The following is a 17,152-nucleotide window of genomic DNA, read 5'->3' as shown; positions in this document are numbered from 1 at the left end:
GTTGATGGTTGTGGGTCATGACGATGCAATAGCTGCCGGCGGGCAGGTCGTCGATTTCATCCACAGGCTCTTCGGCGACGATTTTACGGACACCGTGGGGAATCTGTTGGGGAAATTCCTCTTCCCGCGAATCGATCCAGCGTACCCGGCAGGGCAGGCTCGCGAGCAAAGGCACGAGGGCGCGACCGACGTGGCCGGCGCCGAATACCGCGATCTGCGCCTGCACCTGGCCCATCGGTTCGAACAGCAGCACCGTGGCGCCGCCGCAGCACTGGCCGAGGCTGGCACCGAGGCTGAAGCGCTCCAGATGAGTGTCCTGCTTGCCGCTGGCGAGCATCTCGCGGGCGATCTGCATGGCTTTGTATTCCAGATGCCCGCCACCGATGGTGTCGAAGGTCTGTTTCGCGCTGACGACCATTTTCGAGCCGGCGTTGCGCGGGGTCGAGCCGAGTTCTTCGATGATCGTCACCAGAACGCAGGGTTCGCCCTGATTCTGCAGGTCGGCGAGGGCGTCGATCCAGTTGTACATGTTCACCTCGACATCGTTGTTGTCTGTTCGGGCCTCTTCGCGAGCAAGCTCGCTCCCACAGGAGAATGCATTCCAAATGTGGGAGCGAGCTTGCTCGCGAAGACCGCACCTCGGTTTAGAGGGGAGCCAACTCGGTTTCAGCTTCGACCGCTTTCACGGCCTTCAACTGGCGCATCTGCTCACACCCCCACAACACCCGCTCCGGAGTCGCCGGCGCATCAATCTTCGGCTGATGCTGGTAATCACCCAGGCTCGCCACCGCATCCTTGATCGCACACCATGCGGCGATCCCGAGCATAAATGGCGGCTCGCCGACCGCCTTGGAATGGAACACCGTGTCTTCCGGGTTCTTGCGGTTTTCCACCAGCTTCACCCGCAGGTCGAGCGGCATGTCCGCCACGGCCGGGATCTTGTAGCTGGCCGGGCCGTTGGTCATCAGCTTGCCCTTGTTGTTCCAGACCAGCTCTTCCATGGTCAGCCAGCCCATGCCCTGCACGAAGCCCCCTTCGACCTGGCCGATGTCGATGGACGGGTTCAGCGAGGCGCCGACGTCGTGAAGGATGTCGGTGCGCAGCATCTTGTACTCGCCGGTCAGGGTGTCGACGATCACCTCGCAACATGCGGCGCCAAAGGCGAAGTAGTAGAACGGCCGGCCACGGGCCTGGCTGCGGTCGTAATAGATTTTCGGGGTCTTGTAGAAGCCGGTGCTCGACAGCGACACCTGATTGAAATACGCCTGCTGGATCAGCGCTTCGAAGGTCAGGATGTGATCACGCACGCGCACATGGCCGTTATGGAATTCCACATCTTCTTCGCTGACCTTGTAGTGCCGCGCAGCGAATTCGATCAGACGTTTCTTGATGGTCTCGGCGGCGTTCTGCGCGGCCTTGCCGTTGAGGTCAGCACCGCTGGAGGCGGCCGTCGGCGAGGTGTTTGGCACTTTGTCGGTGTTGGTCGCGGTGATCTGTACACGGTCGATTTCGACCTGGAACACTTCGGCCACCACCTGTGCGACTTTGGTGTTCAGGCCCTGGCCCATTTCCGTGCCGCCGTGGTTCAGGTGGATGCTGCCGTCGGTGTAGATGTGGATCAGTGCGCCGGCCTGGTTCAAGAAGCTGGCGGTGAAGGAAATACCGAACTTCACCGGGGTCAGCGCCAGGCCTTTTTTCAGGATCGGGCTGTTGGCGTTGTAGCGCCGGATCGCTTCGCGACGCTCGTGGTACTGGCTGCTTTCTTCCAGTTCGGCGGTCATTTCCTCGAGCATGTTGTGCTCGACGGTCTGGTAGTAGTGGGTGACGTTGCGCTCGGTCTTGCCGTAGTAGTTGGCCTTGCGCACCGCCAGCGGATCGAGGTGGAGGTGACGGGCAATCGCGTCCATCACTTCCTCGATGGCGACCATGCCTTGCGGGCCACCGAAACCACGGTAAGCGGTGTTCGACGCGGTGTTGGTCTTGCAGCGGTGACCATTGATCGTCGCGTCACCGAGGTAGTATGAGTTGTCCGAGTGGAACATCGCCCGGTCGACGATCGACGCGGACAAGTCCGGCGAGCAACCGCAGTTGCCGGCCAGGTCCATGTTGATCCCGTGGAGGCGCCCGGTGCTGTCGAAGCCGACGTCGTATTCGACGTAGAACGGGTGACGCTTGCCGGTCATCAGCATGTCTTCGACCCGCGGCAGGCGCATCTTCGTTGGCTGGCCGGTGAGGTGTGCAACCACGGCGCACAGGCACGCCGGGCTGGCAGCCTGGGTTTCCTTGCCACCGAAACCACCGCCCATGCGGCGCATGTCGACGACGATTTTGTTCATCGACACGTCGAGCACTTCGGCGACCAGTTTTTGTACTTCGGTCGGGTTCTGTGTCGAGCAGTAGACGATCATGCCGCCGTCTTCGGTCGGCATCACCGAGGAGATCTGCGTCTCCAGATAGAAGTGTTCCTGACCGCCAATGTGCAGCGTGCCCTGGATGCGATGTTCAGCGGTCGCCAGCGCAGAGACCGAATCACCGCGCTGATGGGTGTGGCTGTCGAGCACGAAGTGGCGTTTGCGCAAGGCTTCGACCACGTCGAGCACCGGTTCCAGATCTTCGTATTCGATGATCGCCGCCATGGCGGCCTTGCGGGCGGTTTCCAGATCCTTGGCGGCGACGGCGAGCACCGGTTGGCCGACGAACTGCACGTCGTCGATGGCCAGCAACGGGTCGCCCGGCAGCAGCGGGCCGATGTCTTTCAGGCCCGGCACGTCTTCATGGGTGATCGCAATGCGCACGCCTTCGAAGGCGTAGCACGGCTTGGTGTCGATGCTGATGATTTTCGCGTGGGCGCGGTCCGACAGGCGTGCGTACAGGTGCAGCTGGTTGGGGAACTCCAGACGATCATCAATGTACTGCGCTTCACCGGACACGTGCTTGGCGGCGCTGTCGTGCTTGACGCTGCGGCCGACGCCGGTAGTCAGGTCCTTGGCGAACAGTTCAGCCAATTCAGCTTGAGTCTTCTCTACGGCGTGATGGTTAGACATAAGCGGTCACCCGAGTCTCGATGTGCGGTGTTTGCAGTTCGATGAAGTATTTGCGCAGCAGGTTCTGCGCGCTGAGCAGGCGATATTCCTCGCTGGCGCGGAAGTCCGAGAGCGGTGTGAAGTCGTCGGCCAGTGCGGCGCAGGCGCGTTCGATCACGGCGTTGTTGAACGGCTGGCCGAGCAACACGGCTTCGCAGTGGGCGGCGCGTTTCGGGATCGCGGCCATGCCGCCGAAGGCCATGCGGGCGTCGCTGATCACGCCGTTTTCCACGCGCAGGTTGAAGGCGGCGCAGACGGCAGAAATGTCGTCGTCCAGACGTTTGGAGACCTTGTACGCGCGGAAACGCTGCTCGGCCGTGGCACGCGGGACGATGATTTTCTCGATGAACTCGCTTTCCTGACGCGCGGTGACTTTGTAGTCGATGAAGTAATCTTCCAGGTTCAAGGTGCGGCGGGTTTCGCCTTTACACAGCACGACCTGCGCGCCGAGGGCGATCAGCAGCGGTGGCGAGTCACCGATCGGCGAGGCGTTGCCGATGTTGCCGCCGAGGGTGCCCTGGTTGCGGATCTGCAGAGAGGCGAAGCGGTGCAGCAGTTCACCGAAGTCCGGGTATTCGGCGTTCAGCGCTTCGTAGCAGTCGGAGAGGGCGGTGGCGGCGCCGATTTCGATACGGTCAGCGAAGGTTTCGATGCGCTTCATTTGCGCGACGTTGCCAACGTAGATCATCACTGGAAGGGTGCGGTGGAACTGGGTGACTTCCAGCGCCAGGTCGGTGCCACCGGCCAGCAGTCGCGCTTGTGGATAAGCGTCGTAAAGGTCGGCCAGATCAGCGACGGTCAGCGGCACCAGACAGCGCTTGTCGCCGCTGTTGAGTTCGCCGATATCGGTCGGGGCGATGGCTTTGAGGCGGGCGATGGTCTCGGCTTCACGGGCGTCGAACTGGTCCGGTTGCTTGCCGCAGCACGACTGCTCGGCGGCGGCCAGAATCGGTCGGTAGCCGGTGCACCGGCAGAGGTTGCCGGCCAGCGCTTCGTGGGCCTTGGCCTGATCCGGTGCATCGCTGTTCTTTTGCAGGGCAAACAGCGACATGACGAAACCGGGGGTGCAAAAACCGCACTGCGAGCCGTGGCACTCGACCATGGCTTTCTGCACGCTGTGCAGTTCGCCTTTGTGCTTGAGGTCTTCGACGCTGATCAGTTGTTTGCCGTGCAGCGACGAAACGAACGTCAGGCACGAGTTGAGGCTGCGATAGCGAATGTGTTCGCGGCCGTCGTCATCCGTTTGCAACTCGCCGACCACCACGGTGCAGGCGCCGCAGTCACCGCTGGCGCAACCTTCTTTGGTGCCGGATTTGCCCACATGTTCGCGCAGGTAATTGAGCACGGTCAGATTCGGGTCCAGGGCGTGCTCGCTACGGAGTTCCTGGTTAAGTAAAAACTGGATCACGGAAGGCCTCGCAGACTCATTATTGTTGTTAACCGACGTGAACCGAATTTAGCAGGTCTGACTTTTCGGTCAATGATTTTCTGACTTAAAGGTCAGGAAAATGCATTTCGTCGATCGACAACGTGTCTATTCAGTATTGACCCTCATTGGATCCCCTGCTTTTTTGCGGGATTCGTGCCAAAAACCGCTGAGTGGGCACTCCGCCATGAGCCTGCATTTGCGCTACACTGCGCCGCTTGTGCAGATCGAAAGAGTTTGAAGGACAACCATGACGTTCAAGGCGCCGGACAGCCTCGCCGAGCAAATTGCTCACCACCTCGCCGAACGCATCATTCGTGGCGAAATGAAGCCGGGAGAGCGCATCCAGGAACAGAAGGTCACGCTGGCCCTCAATGTCAGCCGCGGCTCGGTCCGCGAAGCCTTGCTGATCCTCGAGCGTCGCCACCTGATCGCGATCCTGCCGCGACGTGGCGCCCATGTAACCGAACTCACGCCGCACAAGGTGCAGAGCCTTTGCACGCTGATGAGCGAGCTGTACATCCTGCTCGGCAACTCGGTTGCCAATGGCTGGCAAGTTCAGTCGGACATGGCGCCGTTCGTGCAGATCCAGCAGCGCCTGACCGCCAGCTACGAGCGTCAGGACATCCGCACTTTTGTCGATGACAGCTTCGCGGTGATGCGCGCCGCTTATCCGTTCGCCAACAACCCGTACCTGGAAGAGACGGTCGAGAACCTGCAGCCGGCCATGAGCCGTGCCTATTTCCTCGCCCTCGAACAACGCAAGGCGGAAATGAGCGAGTTCCTCGAACTGTTCGAACGCCTGCTGGCCGCCGTGCTTGCCCGTGATTTGCCGCAGATCCGTATCGTACTGACGGCTTACGCCCGGCGCAGCTGCGATCTGGTGGTGTCTGCCCTGACGGTCGCCTAAGCGTGCGGCTCAAGTGCATCAAACTGGCGGGATTCAAATCCTTCGTCGACCCGACCACGGTGAACTTCCCCAGTAACATGGCGGCGGTCGTCGGGCCGAACGGTTGCGGCAAGTCGAACATCATTGACGCCGTGCGTTGGGTGATGGGCGAAAGTTCGGCGAAGAACCTCCGTGGCGAGTCGATGACCGACGTCATCTTCAACGGCTCAACCAGCCGCAAACCAGTGAGCCAGGCGAGCATCGAACTGGTGTTCGACAACTCCGACGGCACACTGCTGGGCGAGTACGCGGCCTACGCGGAGATTTCCATCCGCCGTAAAGTCACCCGCGACAGCCAGACTACTTATTACCTCAACGGCACCAAATGCCGTCGTCGCGACATCACCGATATCTTCCTCGGCACCGGCCTCGGCCCGCGCAGCTATTCGATCATCGAACAAGGCATGATCTCCAAGCTGATCGAATCCAAGCCCGAAGACCTGCGCAACTTTATCGAAGAAGCGGCGGGCATCTCCAAGTACAAGGAGCGCCGCCGCGAGACCGAAAACCGTATCCGCCGCACCCACGAAAACCTCGCCCGTCTGACTGACCTGCGCGAAGAACTCGAGCGTCAGCTCGAACGCTTGCACCGTCAGGCCGAAGCAGCGAAGAAGTATCAGGAATTCAAGGCCGAGGAGCGTCAGCTCAAGGCGCAACTGTCGGCCCTGCGCTGGCAGGATCTGAACGATCAGGTCGGCCAGCGCGAGTCGATCATCGGCACTCAGGAAATCAGTTTCGAGGCGCTGGTCGCCGAGCAGCGCAATGCCGATGCCGCCATTGAACGCCTGCGCGACGGTCACCACGACCTGTCCGAGCGCTTCAATCTGGTGCAGGGGCGCTTTTATTCGGTCGGCGGCGACATTGCCCGGGTCGAGCAGAGTATCCAGCACGGTCAGCAACGCCTGCGCCAGTTGCAGGACGATCTGAAAGAAGCCGAGCGGGCGCGGCTGGAAACCGAATCGCACCTGGGGCACGATCGCACGTTGCTGCTGACTCTCGGCGAAGAGCTGGACATGCTGACTCCCGAACAGGAAGTCACCAGCGCTGCCGCCGAAGAAGCCGCTGCTGCGCTGGAGGATTCCGAAAGCGTCATGCATGGCTGGCAGGAGCAGTGGGACGCTTTCAACCTGACCGCCGCTGAACCGCGACGTCAGGCCGAAGTGCAGCAGTCGCGCATCCAGCAGCTGGAAACCAGCATGGAGCGCCTGGCCGATCGGCAGAAGCGTCTCGGTGAAGAGCGCGCGTTGCTCTCGGCCGATCCCGAAGACGCGGCGATCATGGCGCTCAACGAGCAACTCGCCGAGTCCGAAGCGACGCTTGAAGATTTGCAGACCAGCGAAGAAGCGCAGGTCGAAAAGCTTGAGCAACTGCGTCAGGAGTTGCAGCAGGCACTGACCGCGCAGCAACAGGCGCAGGGCGATCTGCAGCGTCTCAACGGCCGGCTGGCTTCGTTGGAAGCCTTGCAGCAAGCTGCGCTCGATCCGGGCACCGGCACCGCCGAATGGTTGAAGGAACATAATCTCGCTGAGCGCCCACGTCTGGCCGAAGGCCTGAAGGTCGAGGCGGGTTGGGAGCTGGCGGTGGAAACCGTGCTCGGCGCCGATCTGCAAGCGGTGCTGGTCGACGATTTCAGCGGTTTCGATCTGTCCGGGTTCAGCCAGGGCGATCTGCGCCTGCTCAGTCCGGGCAACGATGGCGTGCGCGTGGCGGGCAGCCTGCTGGACAAAGTCGAAGCGCAGATTGATCTGTCACCGTGGCTGGGCCAGGTCAAACCGGTCGACAGCCTGGAGCAGGCATTGGCACTGCGCGGACAATTGAGCGCCGGCCAGAGCCTGATCAGTCGCGATGGCTATTGGGTCGGTCGGCATTTTCTGCGCGTGCGCCGGGCCAGCGAAGCGGAAAGCGGCATGCTCGCCCGTGGCCAGGAAATCGAGGCTTTGCATCTCGAACGCGAAGAGCGCGAAGCCACGGTCGAAGCCATGGAAACCCGTTTGCAAACCCTGCGCGCGCAACAGCGTCAGCAGGAAAACGGCCGCGAACATTTGCGTCGCTTGCTGCAAGACGAAGCACGCCAGCAAGGCGAATTGAAAGCGCAGTTGTCCGCTGGTAAAGCCAAAGCCGAGCAACTGACCTTGCGCCGCACCCGTCTCGATGAAGAACTGATCGAACTCGGCGAACAACGCGAACTCGAGCACGAGCAGATCGGCGAAGCGCGCATGCAATTGCAGGAAGCGCTGGACGCCATGGCGCTGGACACTGAACAGCGCGAATTGCTGTTGGCCCAGCGCGACAGTCTGCGCGAACGCCTCGACCGCGTGCGTCAGGAAGCGCGCCAGCACAAGGATCACGCCCATCAGTTGGCCGTGCGTCTCGGCTCGTTGCGTGCGCAGCATGACTCCACGCGTCAGGCGTTGGAACGTCTGGAAATGCAGGCCGAGCGCCTGACGGAAAAGCGCGAACAGTTGAGTCTGAATCTGGAGGAGGGCGAGGCACCGCTGGAAGAGCTGCGCCTGAAGCTTGAAGAGTTGCTCGACAAGCGCATGACCGTCGACGAAGAACTCAAGACCGCGCAAATCGCCCTCGAAGACGCCGACCGCGAACTGCGCGATGCGGAAAAACGCCGGACCCAGGCCGAGCAGCAATCGCAACTGATCCGCGGCCAACTCGAACAGCAGCGCATGGAATGGCAAGCCCTGACCGTGCGCCGCAAGGCCTTGCAAGATCAACTGCTCGAAGACGGCTACGATCTCAACGGCGTACTCGCGACATTGACGGCGCAAGCCAGTGAACGTGAAGCCGAAGAAGAACTCGAACGGATCAACGCGCGGATTCAACGCCTGGGCGCGATCAACCTCGCGGCCATCGACGAATACACGCAACAATCCGAGCGTAAACGTTATCTGGATGCTCAGGACGCCGATCTGGTCGAGGCCCTGGAGACCCTGGAGAACGTGATTCGCAAGATCGACAAGGAAACCCGTAACCGTTTCAAAGATACCTTTGATCAGATCAATGGCGGTTTACAGGCGCTTTTCCCAAAAGTTTTCGGTGGCGGGCGCGCGTATTTGGAACTGACGGGCGAAGATCTACTCGATACAGGGGTAACGATCATGGCGCAGCCGCCAGGGAAGAAGAACAGCACCATCCATTTGCTCTCTGGCGGGGAAAAGGCCCTGACCGCACTGGCACTGGTATTTGCCATCTTTAAATTGAATCCGGCGCCGTTCTGTATGCTCGATGAGGTTGACGCGCCACTGGATGACGCTAACGTTGGACGCTACGCACGCTTGGTCAAAGAGATGTCGCAGACCGTGCAGTTCATCTACATCACCCACAACAAGATCGCCATGGAAATGGCTGAGCAGTTGATGGGCGTGACGATGCATGAGCCGGGTTGTTCGCGACTGGTAGCCGTGGATGTCGAGGAGGCGATGGCGATGGTGGACGCCTAGCGGCGCAGCTTCGAGCGATAAGCTGCAAGCTGCAAGAGAAGAGCTTGTGGCTTATAGCTCGCGACTTGCAGCTGAGCTGCGCAAAGATGACAACAGGCTGACTATTTGAATGAAAGTGGCAAATCGACACAATTTGCGCAGCGATTTCGACAGACGGTGTAAAGTTGTCTTTGGTCGTGCTAGTTTAATGTCAATTTTTCGTATACGTGGGCAAAACGCCTGTCAGAACATAGAGTTGGCGCCACGTTTTAAAGCGGTTTGCACAATGTAAACCCCTTATTTTTCAGCATTTTTTATAGAGGCACGGGATTACATGGAAATCGGTCTGCGCGAGTGGCTGATCGTCATCGGCATCATTGTGATAGCCGGTATTCTTTTCGATGGCTGGCGCCGTATGCGCGGCGGCAAGGGAAAACTGAAATTCCGTCTTGACCGAAGTCTGTCCAACCTGCCGGACGAGGACACCAGCGCTGAGCTGTTGGGCCCGGCCCGCGTGCTGGACACACATAAAGAACCGCAACTGGACGAGCATGATCTGCCGTCGGTGAGCATGCCGGCCCGCGAACCTCGCGAGCCTCGCGAATCCGGCTCCAAGCGTGGCAAGCGCGGCAGCAATGGTCCGGCCCAAGGCGACCTGAACCTCGACCTCGATCTGGACGGTGGCCCGAGCTTCAGCAGCCGTGACGACGATTTCGTCGAAGACACCAAACCTGCGCCGGCCGTGGTCGACAAGGACCAGCCGCAAGCCGAAGAAGTCCTGGTGATCAGCGTAATCTGCCGCGACGCCGCCGGCTTCAAAGGCCCGGCGCTGTTGCAGAACATTCTGGAAAGCGGTCTGCGTTTTGGCGAGATGGATATTTTCCACCGTCACGAAAGCATGGCCGGCAACGGTGAAGTGCTGTTCTCCATGGCCAACGCGGTCAAACCGGGGATCTTCGATCTGGACGATATCGACCATTTCAGCACCCCGGCGGTGAGCTTCTTCCTCGGCCTGCCAGGCCCGCGTCATCCGAAGCAAGCCTTCGACGTGATGGTGGCGGCAGCCCGCAAGCTGTCCCAGGAACTGAACGGCGAGCTGAAAGATGACCAGCGCAGTGTTCTGACCGCACAAACGATTGAGCACTACCGTCAGCGCATCGTTGAATTCGAACGTCGCGCCCTGACCCAGAAGCGTTGATTGAGAAGATTGCCTCGGCACAAGAGGCAGTCGGCAATATAGATTGAGCAGCCTCGGCTGCTCTTTTGCTTTATGAGAGAACACCCATGACCGCCGCCAAAACCCGCATTCTAGAGCTGCGCGCTGAACTCGATCAGCACAACTACCGTTACCACGTCCTCGACGAGCCGAGCATTCCGGACGCCGAGTACGACCGGTTGTTCCACGAGCTCAAGGCACTGGAAGCGGCCCACCCGGAACTGATCACCAGCGACTCGCCGACCCAGCGCGTCGGCAGCGTGGCATTGACCGCGTTCACTCAGGTGCGTCACGAAGTACCGATGCTCAGCCTCGGCAACGCCTTCGAAGAAACCGACATGCGCGAATTCGATCGCCGGGTGACCGAAGGTCTGGATCTGCCGGCGGGCGATCTGTTCTGTTCGGTGGTGGCGCGGCGGTGGAGTACAGCTGCGAACCGAAGCTCGATGGTCTGGCGGTCAGCCTGCTGTATCAGGACGGCGTGCTGGTGCGCGGCGCCACACGCGGCGATGGCACCACTGGCGAAGACATCAGCGTCAACGTGCGCACCGTGCGCAACATTCCGCTGAAGCTGCACGGCGAAGGCTGGCCGGCGACCCTGGAAGTGCGCGGTGAAGTGTTCATGTCCAAGGCCGGTTTCGAGCGCCTCAACGCCTCGCAACTGGAAGTCGGTGGCAAGACCTTCGCCAACCCGCGCAACGCCGCTGCCGGCAGTCTGCGTCAGCTGGATTCGAAGATCACCGCCAACCGGCCGCTGGAATTCTGCTGCTACGGCATCGGTCAGGTCTCCCACGATATTTCCGACACCCACATCGGCAACCTCAAGCAGTTGCAGCAGTGGGGTCTGCCGATCAGCCATGAGCTGAAACTGGCCAAGGGCATTGGCGAGTGTCTGGACTATTACCGCGACATCGGCGAACGACGCAATTCACTGGCCTATGAAATCGACGGCGTGGTCTTCAAGGTCAACAGCATTGCCGATCAGCGCGAGCTGGGCTTCCGCGCCCGCGAACCGCGCTGGGCGATCGCGCATAAATTCCCGGCGATGGAAGAGCTCACCGAGCTGCTCGACGTGGAATTCCAGGTCGGCCGCACCGGCGCCGTTACGCCGGTCGCGCGCCTGAAACCGGTCAAGGTTGCAGGTGTCACCGTGGCCAACGCGACGTTGCACAACATGGATGAAGTCGCGCGCCTGGGGCTGATGATCGGCGACACGGTGATCATCCGCCGCGCCGGTGACGTGATTCCGCAAGTGGTGCAGGTGGTCACCGAGCGCCGTCCGGAAAATGCGCGGCCGGTAGCGATCCCGCAGACGTGCCCGGTGTGCGGGTCGCATGTTGAGCGTACGCAACTGATCAAGCGCAGCAAGGGCAAGGAAACGGTCAGCGAAGGCGCGGTGTATCGCTGCGTCGGTCGCCTGGCCTGCGGTGCGCAATTGAAGCAGGCGATCATTCACTTCGTCTCGCGTCGAGCGATGGATATCGAAGGCCTTGGCGACAAGAGCGTCGAGCAACTGGTCGATGAAGGTCTGGTCAGTTCACCGGCGGATCTGTATGCGCTGAAGTTCGACGACATCGTCGATCTGGAAGGCTTCGCCGAAGTGTCCAGCAACAAACTGCTGGCGGCGATTGAAGACAGCAAGCAGCCGGGGCTGGCGCGGTTTATCTACGCGCTGGGCATTCCCGACGTCGGCGAAGAGACGGCCAAAGTGCTGGCGCGTTCGCTGGGTTCGCTGGAACGCGTGCAGCAGGCGTTGCCACAAGTGCTGACCTACCTGCCGGACGTGGGGCTGGAGGTGGCGCACGAGATTCACAGCTTCTTTGAAGATGCGCATAACCAGCAGGTCATCAGCGAGTTGCTCGGTCATGGTTTGCAGATTCAGGATCAGGGTGAGCTGGGCGCCGAGTTTGCGGCCAGCACCACCCTGGGTGGTTTCCTCGACAAACTGCACATCCCTTCGGTCGGCCCCGGCGGTGCGCAGAAACTGGCGGACAAGTTTGGTTCGCTGGAAGCCGTGATGAATGCGGACTGGCTGGACATGCGTCAGGCGCTGCCGGAAAAACAGGCCAACGCGGTGCGTGAGTTCTTTGCATCGGCAGAGCATCGGCAGATCGCCGAGTCCGCCGAGAAACAGCTGCGTGATTTCGGCATGCACTGGCAGAGCGAGAAGAAAGTCGTCGAAGGTCTGCCACTGTCCGGCGAGACCTGGGTGTTGACCGGCAAGGTCGAGCTGATGAGCCGCGATGTCGCCAAGGAGCATCTGGAAAGCCTTGGCGCGAAAGTCGCCGGTTCGGTGTCGGCAAAAACTCACTGCGTGGTCGCCGGCCCGGGGGCCGGTTCCAAGCTGACCAAAGCCAATGAGCTGGGCGTGAAAGTGATGGACGAAGAAGCGTTTATCGCCTTCCTCAAAACCCACGGTATCTCCGCCTGAGTCATTGGGTGAACCCAAAACCTGTGGTATCAGCCAATAGCTGTGGAGTATTCGGAACGATGTTGTCTCGGCAATGATCTAGTCTTGGCAAGCCCCAGGGAGAGATCGCCATGTACCGCTTTTTCGAGCAGCTCAGTTCGCGCATCGTCGCGCCGTTCACGGGTGAATCCTCACGCAACAGTAAAGTCTGGCCGTGCCGCTGCGGCCAGTCGCTGTTCTTTCGCAACAGCCAGTGCCTGGCCTGCAACGCGTTGCTTGGCTATCAACCCGAAGAAAGCCGCCTGACCTCGCTGCAGCCTGGGCTGCTGGCCGACACGTGGACCCTCGACGTCGCTCCTGAGGCCGGGCTTTTCCGCCGCTGCGCCAACCTCGACACGCCCGCCGCGTGTAACTGGCTGCTGCCGGCCAACGATCACGACCACCTGTGCGTCGCCTGCAGCCTCAATCGCACCATCCCCGACCTGTCCGTCCCGGACAACCCTGAGCGCTGGCGCAAGGTCGAAATCGCCAAGCGTCGTCTGGTCGCGCAACTGATCACGCTCGGTTTGCAGGTCATCCCGAAAACCGTGGACGAAGACGCCGGGCTGGCCTTCGACTTCATCGGCGTCGACCTTGAAGGCAACGCGCCGATGACCGGTCACGCCAACGGCCTGATCACCCTCGACATCAAGGAAGCCGACGACGCCCACCGCGAACAGGTGCGGGCCGCGATGCATGAACCCTATCGCACGCTGCTCGGGCATTTCCGTCATGAGGTCGGGCATTACTACTGGGATCGCCTGATCGCCAACGGCCCGTGGCTCGGATCGTTTCGTGATCTGTTCGGCGACGAACGCGCCAGTTATGCCGAGGCCCTGGATCGCCATTACCAGCAAGGCGCGCCGCTGGACTGGCCGCAGCGCTACGTCAGCGCCTACGCCACCATGCACCCATGGGAAGACTGGGCGGAAACCTGGGCGCACTACCTGCACATGATGGACGCGGTGGACACCGCGCTGGGCTTCGGCATGAGTGCGCGGGAAATGGATTTCGACTACCAGCCGTTTCCGCCCGTCACCTTGTACGACCCGGAGCACCCCGGCGGTGCGGCATTCCTGTCGTTCGTCAATGCCTGGATCGAGCTGGCAGGGATGCTCAATGAACTGTCACGGAGCATGGGGCAGCCGGATTTCTACCCGTTCGTGCTGCCGGCGCCGGCGATTGCCAAACTGCATTTCATTCATCTGGTGATCCAGCAGGCGGGCGGTCGTGCAGACGAAGTCCTGACCCTGTAGGCGCTGGCGCCGGCTGCGATCTTTCGCCGTCACTGCATGTCCTTGAACCCGTTCATATTTTTAATCTGCAACCAACGGTTGTAACTTCGCTTCAGATAGGTACAATGGCGCGGCTCGCCGACAGGCAAGCGTCGTTATGGTGACCCCATCGGTCCCCCCGCAACGATTACCCGTGAACCTGGTCAGATCCGGAAGGAAGCAGCCACAGCGGGAACATTGTGTGCCGGGGTGTGGCTGGTGGGGTTACCACCTTAACGAACAATCGAACGCTTCAAACAGAACTGCATGGGTTTCGCCCACTGCGGTTTTTTTATGCCTGTCGATCTTCCGCTTCATTCTTTGCTGTTGCCAGGAGGCTTTTCATGTCATTTCCAAAACTCTTCCTCTGCCTGTTGGCATCCACGTTGCTCGCAGCCTGCGCCACGCCGCTGACGCCTGAGCAACAAAAGGCTCAGGATGCGGAAACCGCAGCGGCCCGCGACTACTTTTCGCGCAAGGTCGAACTCACCGATGATGGCGGCGATTCAGCGGGTTACACCACGCTGGAATTGAAGAACTCCATTGAGGGTTACGTTCTTGCCTACTACGGCGCGGATAAGATGACCCCGCTCTACACCGAAGAAGTCACCAAGTGCGTAGGCAAGATGGGCGCATTTCCTTCGCTCGATTGCGAGCTCTACAACGGTGTTCATCGTTGGGCGGGGTTTTCCTACACCGTGGCGTCTGAAGATACGGTCGTAAAGGATCCTCGACTGATTCCGATGCAAAGCCGGATCAATGTCAAAAAAGGCGATCTGATCGTGATGACGCGCCACTCGCCACAACACTGGCGATTTGCCGGGCGCTTCTAGCAACCGTAAGGATTCAGCAAAACGTGCTGTTTGGGCCCGAAAAAACCACCTGTTCAGGTGGTTTTTTATTGTGGCTTTGTTGCACGAACTGTCGAGCAGGCCGCCAGCTATCGAACAGGCTTACGATGGCCGTGTGTGCTCAGGCCCCTGGTTCTGCACGACCGGTATACAACCGGATAATCTCATCAATCTCCCCCGACATCTTCATTCGCAGCAATGTGCGCAAGATCCGCTGCACCGGTACTTTCGGGTCATTGCGCACATAGCACCCGACCTTCTGCTCCTGTAGCACCGCCACGCCTTGCAGCTGCTGTTCAGGTATCAACCGCTGATTGAACCAGTCCAGCGTCCACTGGTTGCTCACCGCATAGCGATAACGCCCGGCCAGCAGCTTCTCCAGCACCTGTTCCTGATTGCGCGCATCTTCGCGCTGCAGTTGATCGGCATCGAACAGTGGTTGCAGCGTCGGGTAGGTGTAGCCGAGCACGGTGCCGATCGACTGGCGCGGCAGGGTGGTCGGGTCGACGCGGGTCAACGGTGCCTTGCGGCTGACCAGCAGATCACGCTGAAACAGCAGCGGAATGCTCCAGATGTAATCGCCGGACTGATTCGGCAGCCACGACTGCGCGGCATAGCAGCGCACGTCGATCGCGCCTTGTTCCATGGCCGTCTGCACCCGGGCGCGGGGCAGGACATGGAATTGCGCCGGCACGCCGACCTGAGTGGCGAGGCTGAGCATGAGGTCGTACAGAATGCCCTGGGTCGGGCGGCCGTGTTCCAATTGCACCATCGGCATGGCCCAGCTGTCGGGCATGGCGAAGCGCAGCGGGGGCTCCGCTGCGGACGTGCTCAGGCTGATTCCCAACAAAGCCGCCAAGGCCCAACGCATAAACGCTCCGGTAATTCCCCATCCCGAGCCGATAAAAGCCTCTGCTCATGCAGCTTAGCCATATTAGACGAGCACACCGGATGCAATTTTGCCCTTGCTCCGCTAGCATTAGCCGCTTCAGCTTCCTTCGTTGCGACGGTTTTCGATGAGTTATCAGGTTCTTGCACGTAAATGGCGTCCGCGCTCGTTCCGCGAAATGGTCGGCCAGACCCATGTGCTCAAGGCTCTGATCAATGCCTTGGACAGCCAGCGGCTGCACCACGCCTACCTGTTCACCGGGACGCGGGGGGTGGGTAAAACCACAATTGCGCGGATCATTGCCAAATGCCTGAACTGTGAGACAGGTATCACTTCCAGCCCCTGCGGTGAGTGCTCGGTGTGCCGGGAAATCGACGAGGGCCGTTTCGTCGACCTGATCGAGATCGACGCCGCGAGCCGCACCAAGGTCGAAGACACCCGCGAACTGCTCGACAACGTGCAGTACGCGCCGAGCCGCGGGCGCTTCAAGGTCTACCTGATCGACGAAGTGCACATGCTCTCCAGCCATTCCTTCAATGCGCTGCTGAAAACCCTCGAAGAGCCGCCGCCGTACGTCAAGTTCATCCTGGCGACCACGGACCCGCAGAAACTTCCGGCAACGATTTTGTCGCGATGCCTGCAGTTCTCCCTGAAGAACATGACACCGGAGCGCGTGGTCGAGCATTTGACCCACGTTCTGACCGCCGAGAACGTGCCGTTCGAAGACGATGCCCTGTGGTTGCTCGGTCGCGCTGCTGACGGTTCGATGCGGGACGCCATGAGCCTGACCGATCAGGCCATCGCTTTCGGTGAGGGCAAGGTCCTGGCCACCGACGTGCGGGCGATGCTCGGCACGCTGGACCATGGTCAGGTCTATGACGTCCTGCATTCTTTGATCGAAGGCGACGCCAAGGCGCTGCTCGAGGCCGTGCGGCACCTGGCCGAGCAAGGCCCGGACTGGAACGGCGTGCTCTCGGAAATCCTCAATGTGCTGCACCGCGTCGCCATCGCCCAGGCGCTGCCGGAAGGCGTCGATAACGGTCATGGCGACCGCGATCGCGTATTGGCGCTGGCCCAGGCATTGCCTGCCGAAGACGTGCAGTTCTATTACCAGATGGGCCTGATCGGCCGCCGCGATTTGCCGCTGGCGCCGGACCCGCGTGGCGGTTTCGAGATGGTGCTGCTGCGGATGCTGGCCTTCCGGCCGGCGGACACGGCGGACGCCCCGAGGCAACCGCTAAAGCCAGTGGGGATCAGCCAGGCCACAGTTGATTCCGCAAACTCAGTGGCTGCCGCGCCCAAGCCTGCGCCGGTAGTCGCTGCGGCTGTTGCGCCGGCTCCGACGCCCGTGGTGGCTCCGGCACCGGTTCCGGAACCAGCACCGGTTGCGCCCGTCGTGGTTGCCGAGCCAGAGCCTGAGCCGGTCATCGCCGCAGCGGTGGTCGACCTGCCGTGGAACGACCCGGTTGAAGCCGAGCCAGAGCCCGTGCAGCAACCCGCCGTCGAACCGGTACTGGAAACCGCTGCCGAGCAGCCCGAGTTGCCGCCGATGCCGCTGCCGACTCCGGACAGCGTGGTCCCGGA

Annotated in this window: 10 protein-coding genes, 1 other RNA gene and 1 pseudogene; 8 read left to right on the top strand and 4 right to left on the bottom strand. The window is 60.9% G+C overall.

Annotated features, from left to right (window positions below):
• The 3 genes from xdhC to xdhA form a co-directional block, all read right to left on the bottom strand.
• Nucleotides 1-529, bottom strand: a 529-nt coding sequence (xdhC, locus tag DBR24_RS05500; RefSeq protein WP_128614143.1) for a xanthine dehydrogenase accessory protein XdhC, incomplete at its 3' end; no start/stop codon positions are given.
• A gap of 115 nt (nt 530-644) precedes the next feature.
• Nucleotides 645-3,044: a xanthine dehydrogenase molybdopterin binding subunit gene (gene xdhB, locus DBR24_RS05495; protein ID WP_123463598.1), complete on the bottom strand. Its 2,400-nt coding sequence runs from the start codon at nt 3,042-3,044 to the stop codon at nt 645-647.
• Nucleotides 3,037-4,491, bottom strand: a complete 1,455-nt coding sequence (gene xdhA, locus DBR24_RS05490) for a xanthine dehydrogenase small subunit (RefSeq protein WP_128614142.1) — start codon at nt 4,489-4,491, stop codon at nt 3,037-3,039. The genes xdhB and xdhA overlap by 8 nt, the downstream gene beginning before the upstream one ends.
• Before the next feature lie 268 nt (nt 4,492-4,759).
• On the opposite strand from xdhA, the gene DBR24_RS05485 reads away from it, so the two are divergent.
• The 7 genes and pseudogenes from DBR24_RS05485 to DBR24_RS05455 all read left to right on the top strand — a co-directional run bounded on the left by DBR24_RS05485 (nt 4,760) and on the right by DBR24_RS05455 (nt 14,661).
• A complete protein-coding gene (locus DBR24_RS05485) occupies nt 4,760-5,419 on the top strand; it encodes a GntR family transcriptional regulator (RefSeq protein ID WP_128614141.1) in 660 nt (219 codons plus the stop codon).
• Between the two features lie 2 nt (nt 5,420-5,421).
• Complete coding sequence (gene smc, locus DBR24_RS05480; RefSeq protein ID WP_123463592.1) at nt 5,422-8,910, top strand: chromosome segregation protein SMC; 3,489 nt, start codon at nt 5,422-5,424, stop codon at nt 8,908-8,910.
• A 313-nt stretch (nt 8,911-9,223) separates the two neighbouring features.
• Complete coding sequence (zipA, locus tag DBR24_RS05475) at nt 9,224-10,087, top strand: cell division protein ZipA (RefSeq protein ID WP_123463590.1); 864 nt, start codon at nt 9,224-9,226, stop codon at nt 10,085-10,087.
• An 86-nt stretch (nt 10,088-10,173) separates the two neighbouring features.
• A pseudogene (ligA, locus tag DBR24_RS05470) lies at nt 10,174-12,536 on the top strand (NAD-dependent DNA ligase LigA).
• Between the two features lie 110 nt (nt 12,537-12,646).
• On the top strand, nt 12,647-13,810 hold the full coding sequence (locus tag DBR24_RS05465) for a putative zinc-binding metallopeptidase (RefSeq protein WP_128614140.1): 1,164 nt from the start codon (nt 12,647-12,649) through the stop codon (nt 13,808-13,810).
• Between the two features lie 146 nt (nt 13,811-13,956).
• An RNA gene (ffs, locus tag DBR24_RS05460) (signal recognition particle sRNA small type) lies at nt 13,957-14,053 on the top strand.
• A 119-nt stretch (nt 14,054-14,172) separates the two neighbouring features.
• Nucleotides 14,173-14,661, top strand: coding sequence for a hypothetical protein (locus tag DBR24_RS05455; protein ID WP_128614139.1), 489 nt, complete (start codon nt 14,173-14,175; stop codon nt 14,659-14,661).
• Nucleotides 14,662-14,800: 139 nt separating this feature from the next.
• Here DBR24_RS05455 and DBR24_RS05450 read toward each other — a convergent pair whose 3' ends face one another.
• A complete protein-coding gene (locus tag DBR24_RS05450; RefSeq protein ID WP_123463582.1) occupies nt 14,801-15,550 on the bottom strand; it encodes an ABC transporter substrate-binding protein in 750 nt (249 codons plus the stop codon).
• 145 nt (nt 15,551-15,695) lie between these two features.
• Here DBR24_RS05450 and dnaX point away from each other — a divergent pair.
• Nucleotides 15,696-17,152: DNA polymerase III subunit gamma/tau (gene dnaX / locus DBR24_RS05445; protein ID WP_128614138.1), on the top strand; the 1,457-nt coding region annotated here is incomplete at its 3' end.

It is taken from the genome of Pseudomonas sp. HMWF006 (assembly GCF_003061205.1).
Taxonomy (GTDB): domain Bacteria; phylum Pseudomonadota; class Gammaproteobacteria; order Pseudomonadales; family Pseudomonadaceae; genus Aquipseudomonas; species Aquipseudomonas monsensis.
This window is presented reverse-complemented; position numbering and strand designations above follow the sequence as displayed.

Excerpts from the sequence above, each read along its gene's own strand:
- DBR24_RS05485 (WP_128614141.1), top strand. The coding sequence starts at position 4,760 with ATGACGTTCAAGGCGCCGGACAGCCTCGCCGAGCAAATTGCTCACCAC.
- xdhB (WP_123463598.1), bottom strand. The coding sequence starts at position 3,044 with ATGTCTAACCATCACGCCGTAGAGAAGACTCAAGCTGAATTGGCTGAA.
- DBR24_RS05465 (WP_128614140.1), top strand. The coding sequence starts at position 12,647 with ATGTACCGCTTTTTCGAGCAGCTCAGTTCGCGCATCGTCGCGCCGTTC.
- DBR24_RS05450 (WP_123463582.1), bottom strand. The coding sequence starts at position 15,550 with ATGCGTTGGGCCTTGGCGGCTTTGTTGGGAATCAGCCTGAGCACGTCC.
- zipA (WP_123463590.1), top strand. The coding sequence starts at position 9,224 with ATGGAAATCGGTCTGCGCGAGTGGCTGATCGTCATCGGCATCATTGTG.
- DBR24_RS05455 (WP_128614139.1), top strand. The coding sequence starts at position 14,173 with ATGTCATTTCCAAAACTCTTCCTCTGCCTGTTGGCATCCACGTTGCTC.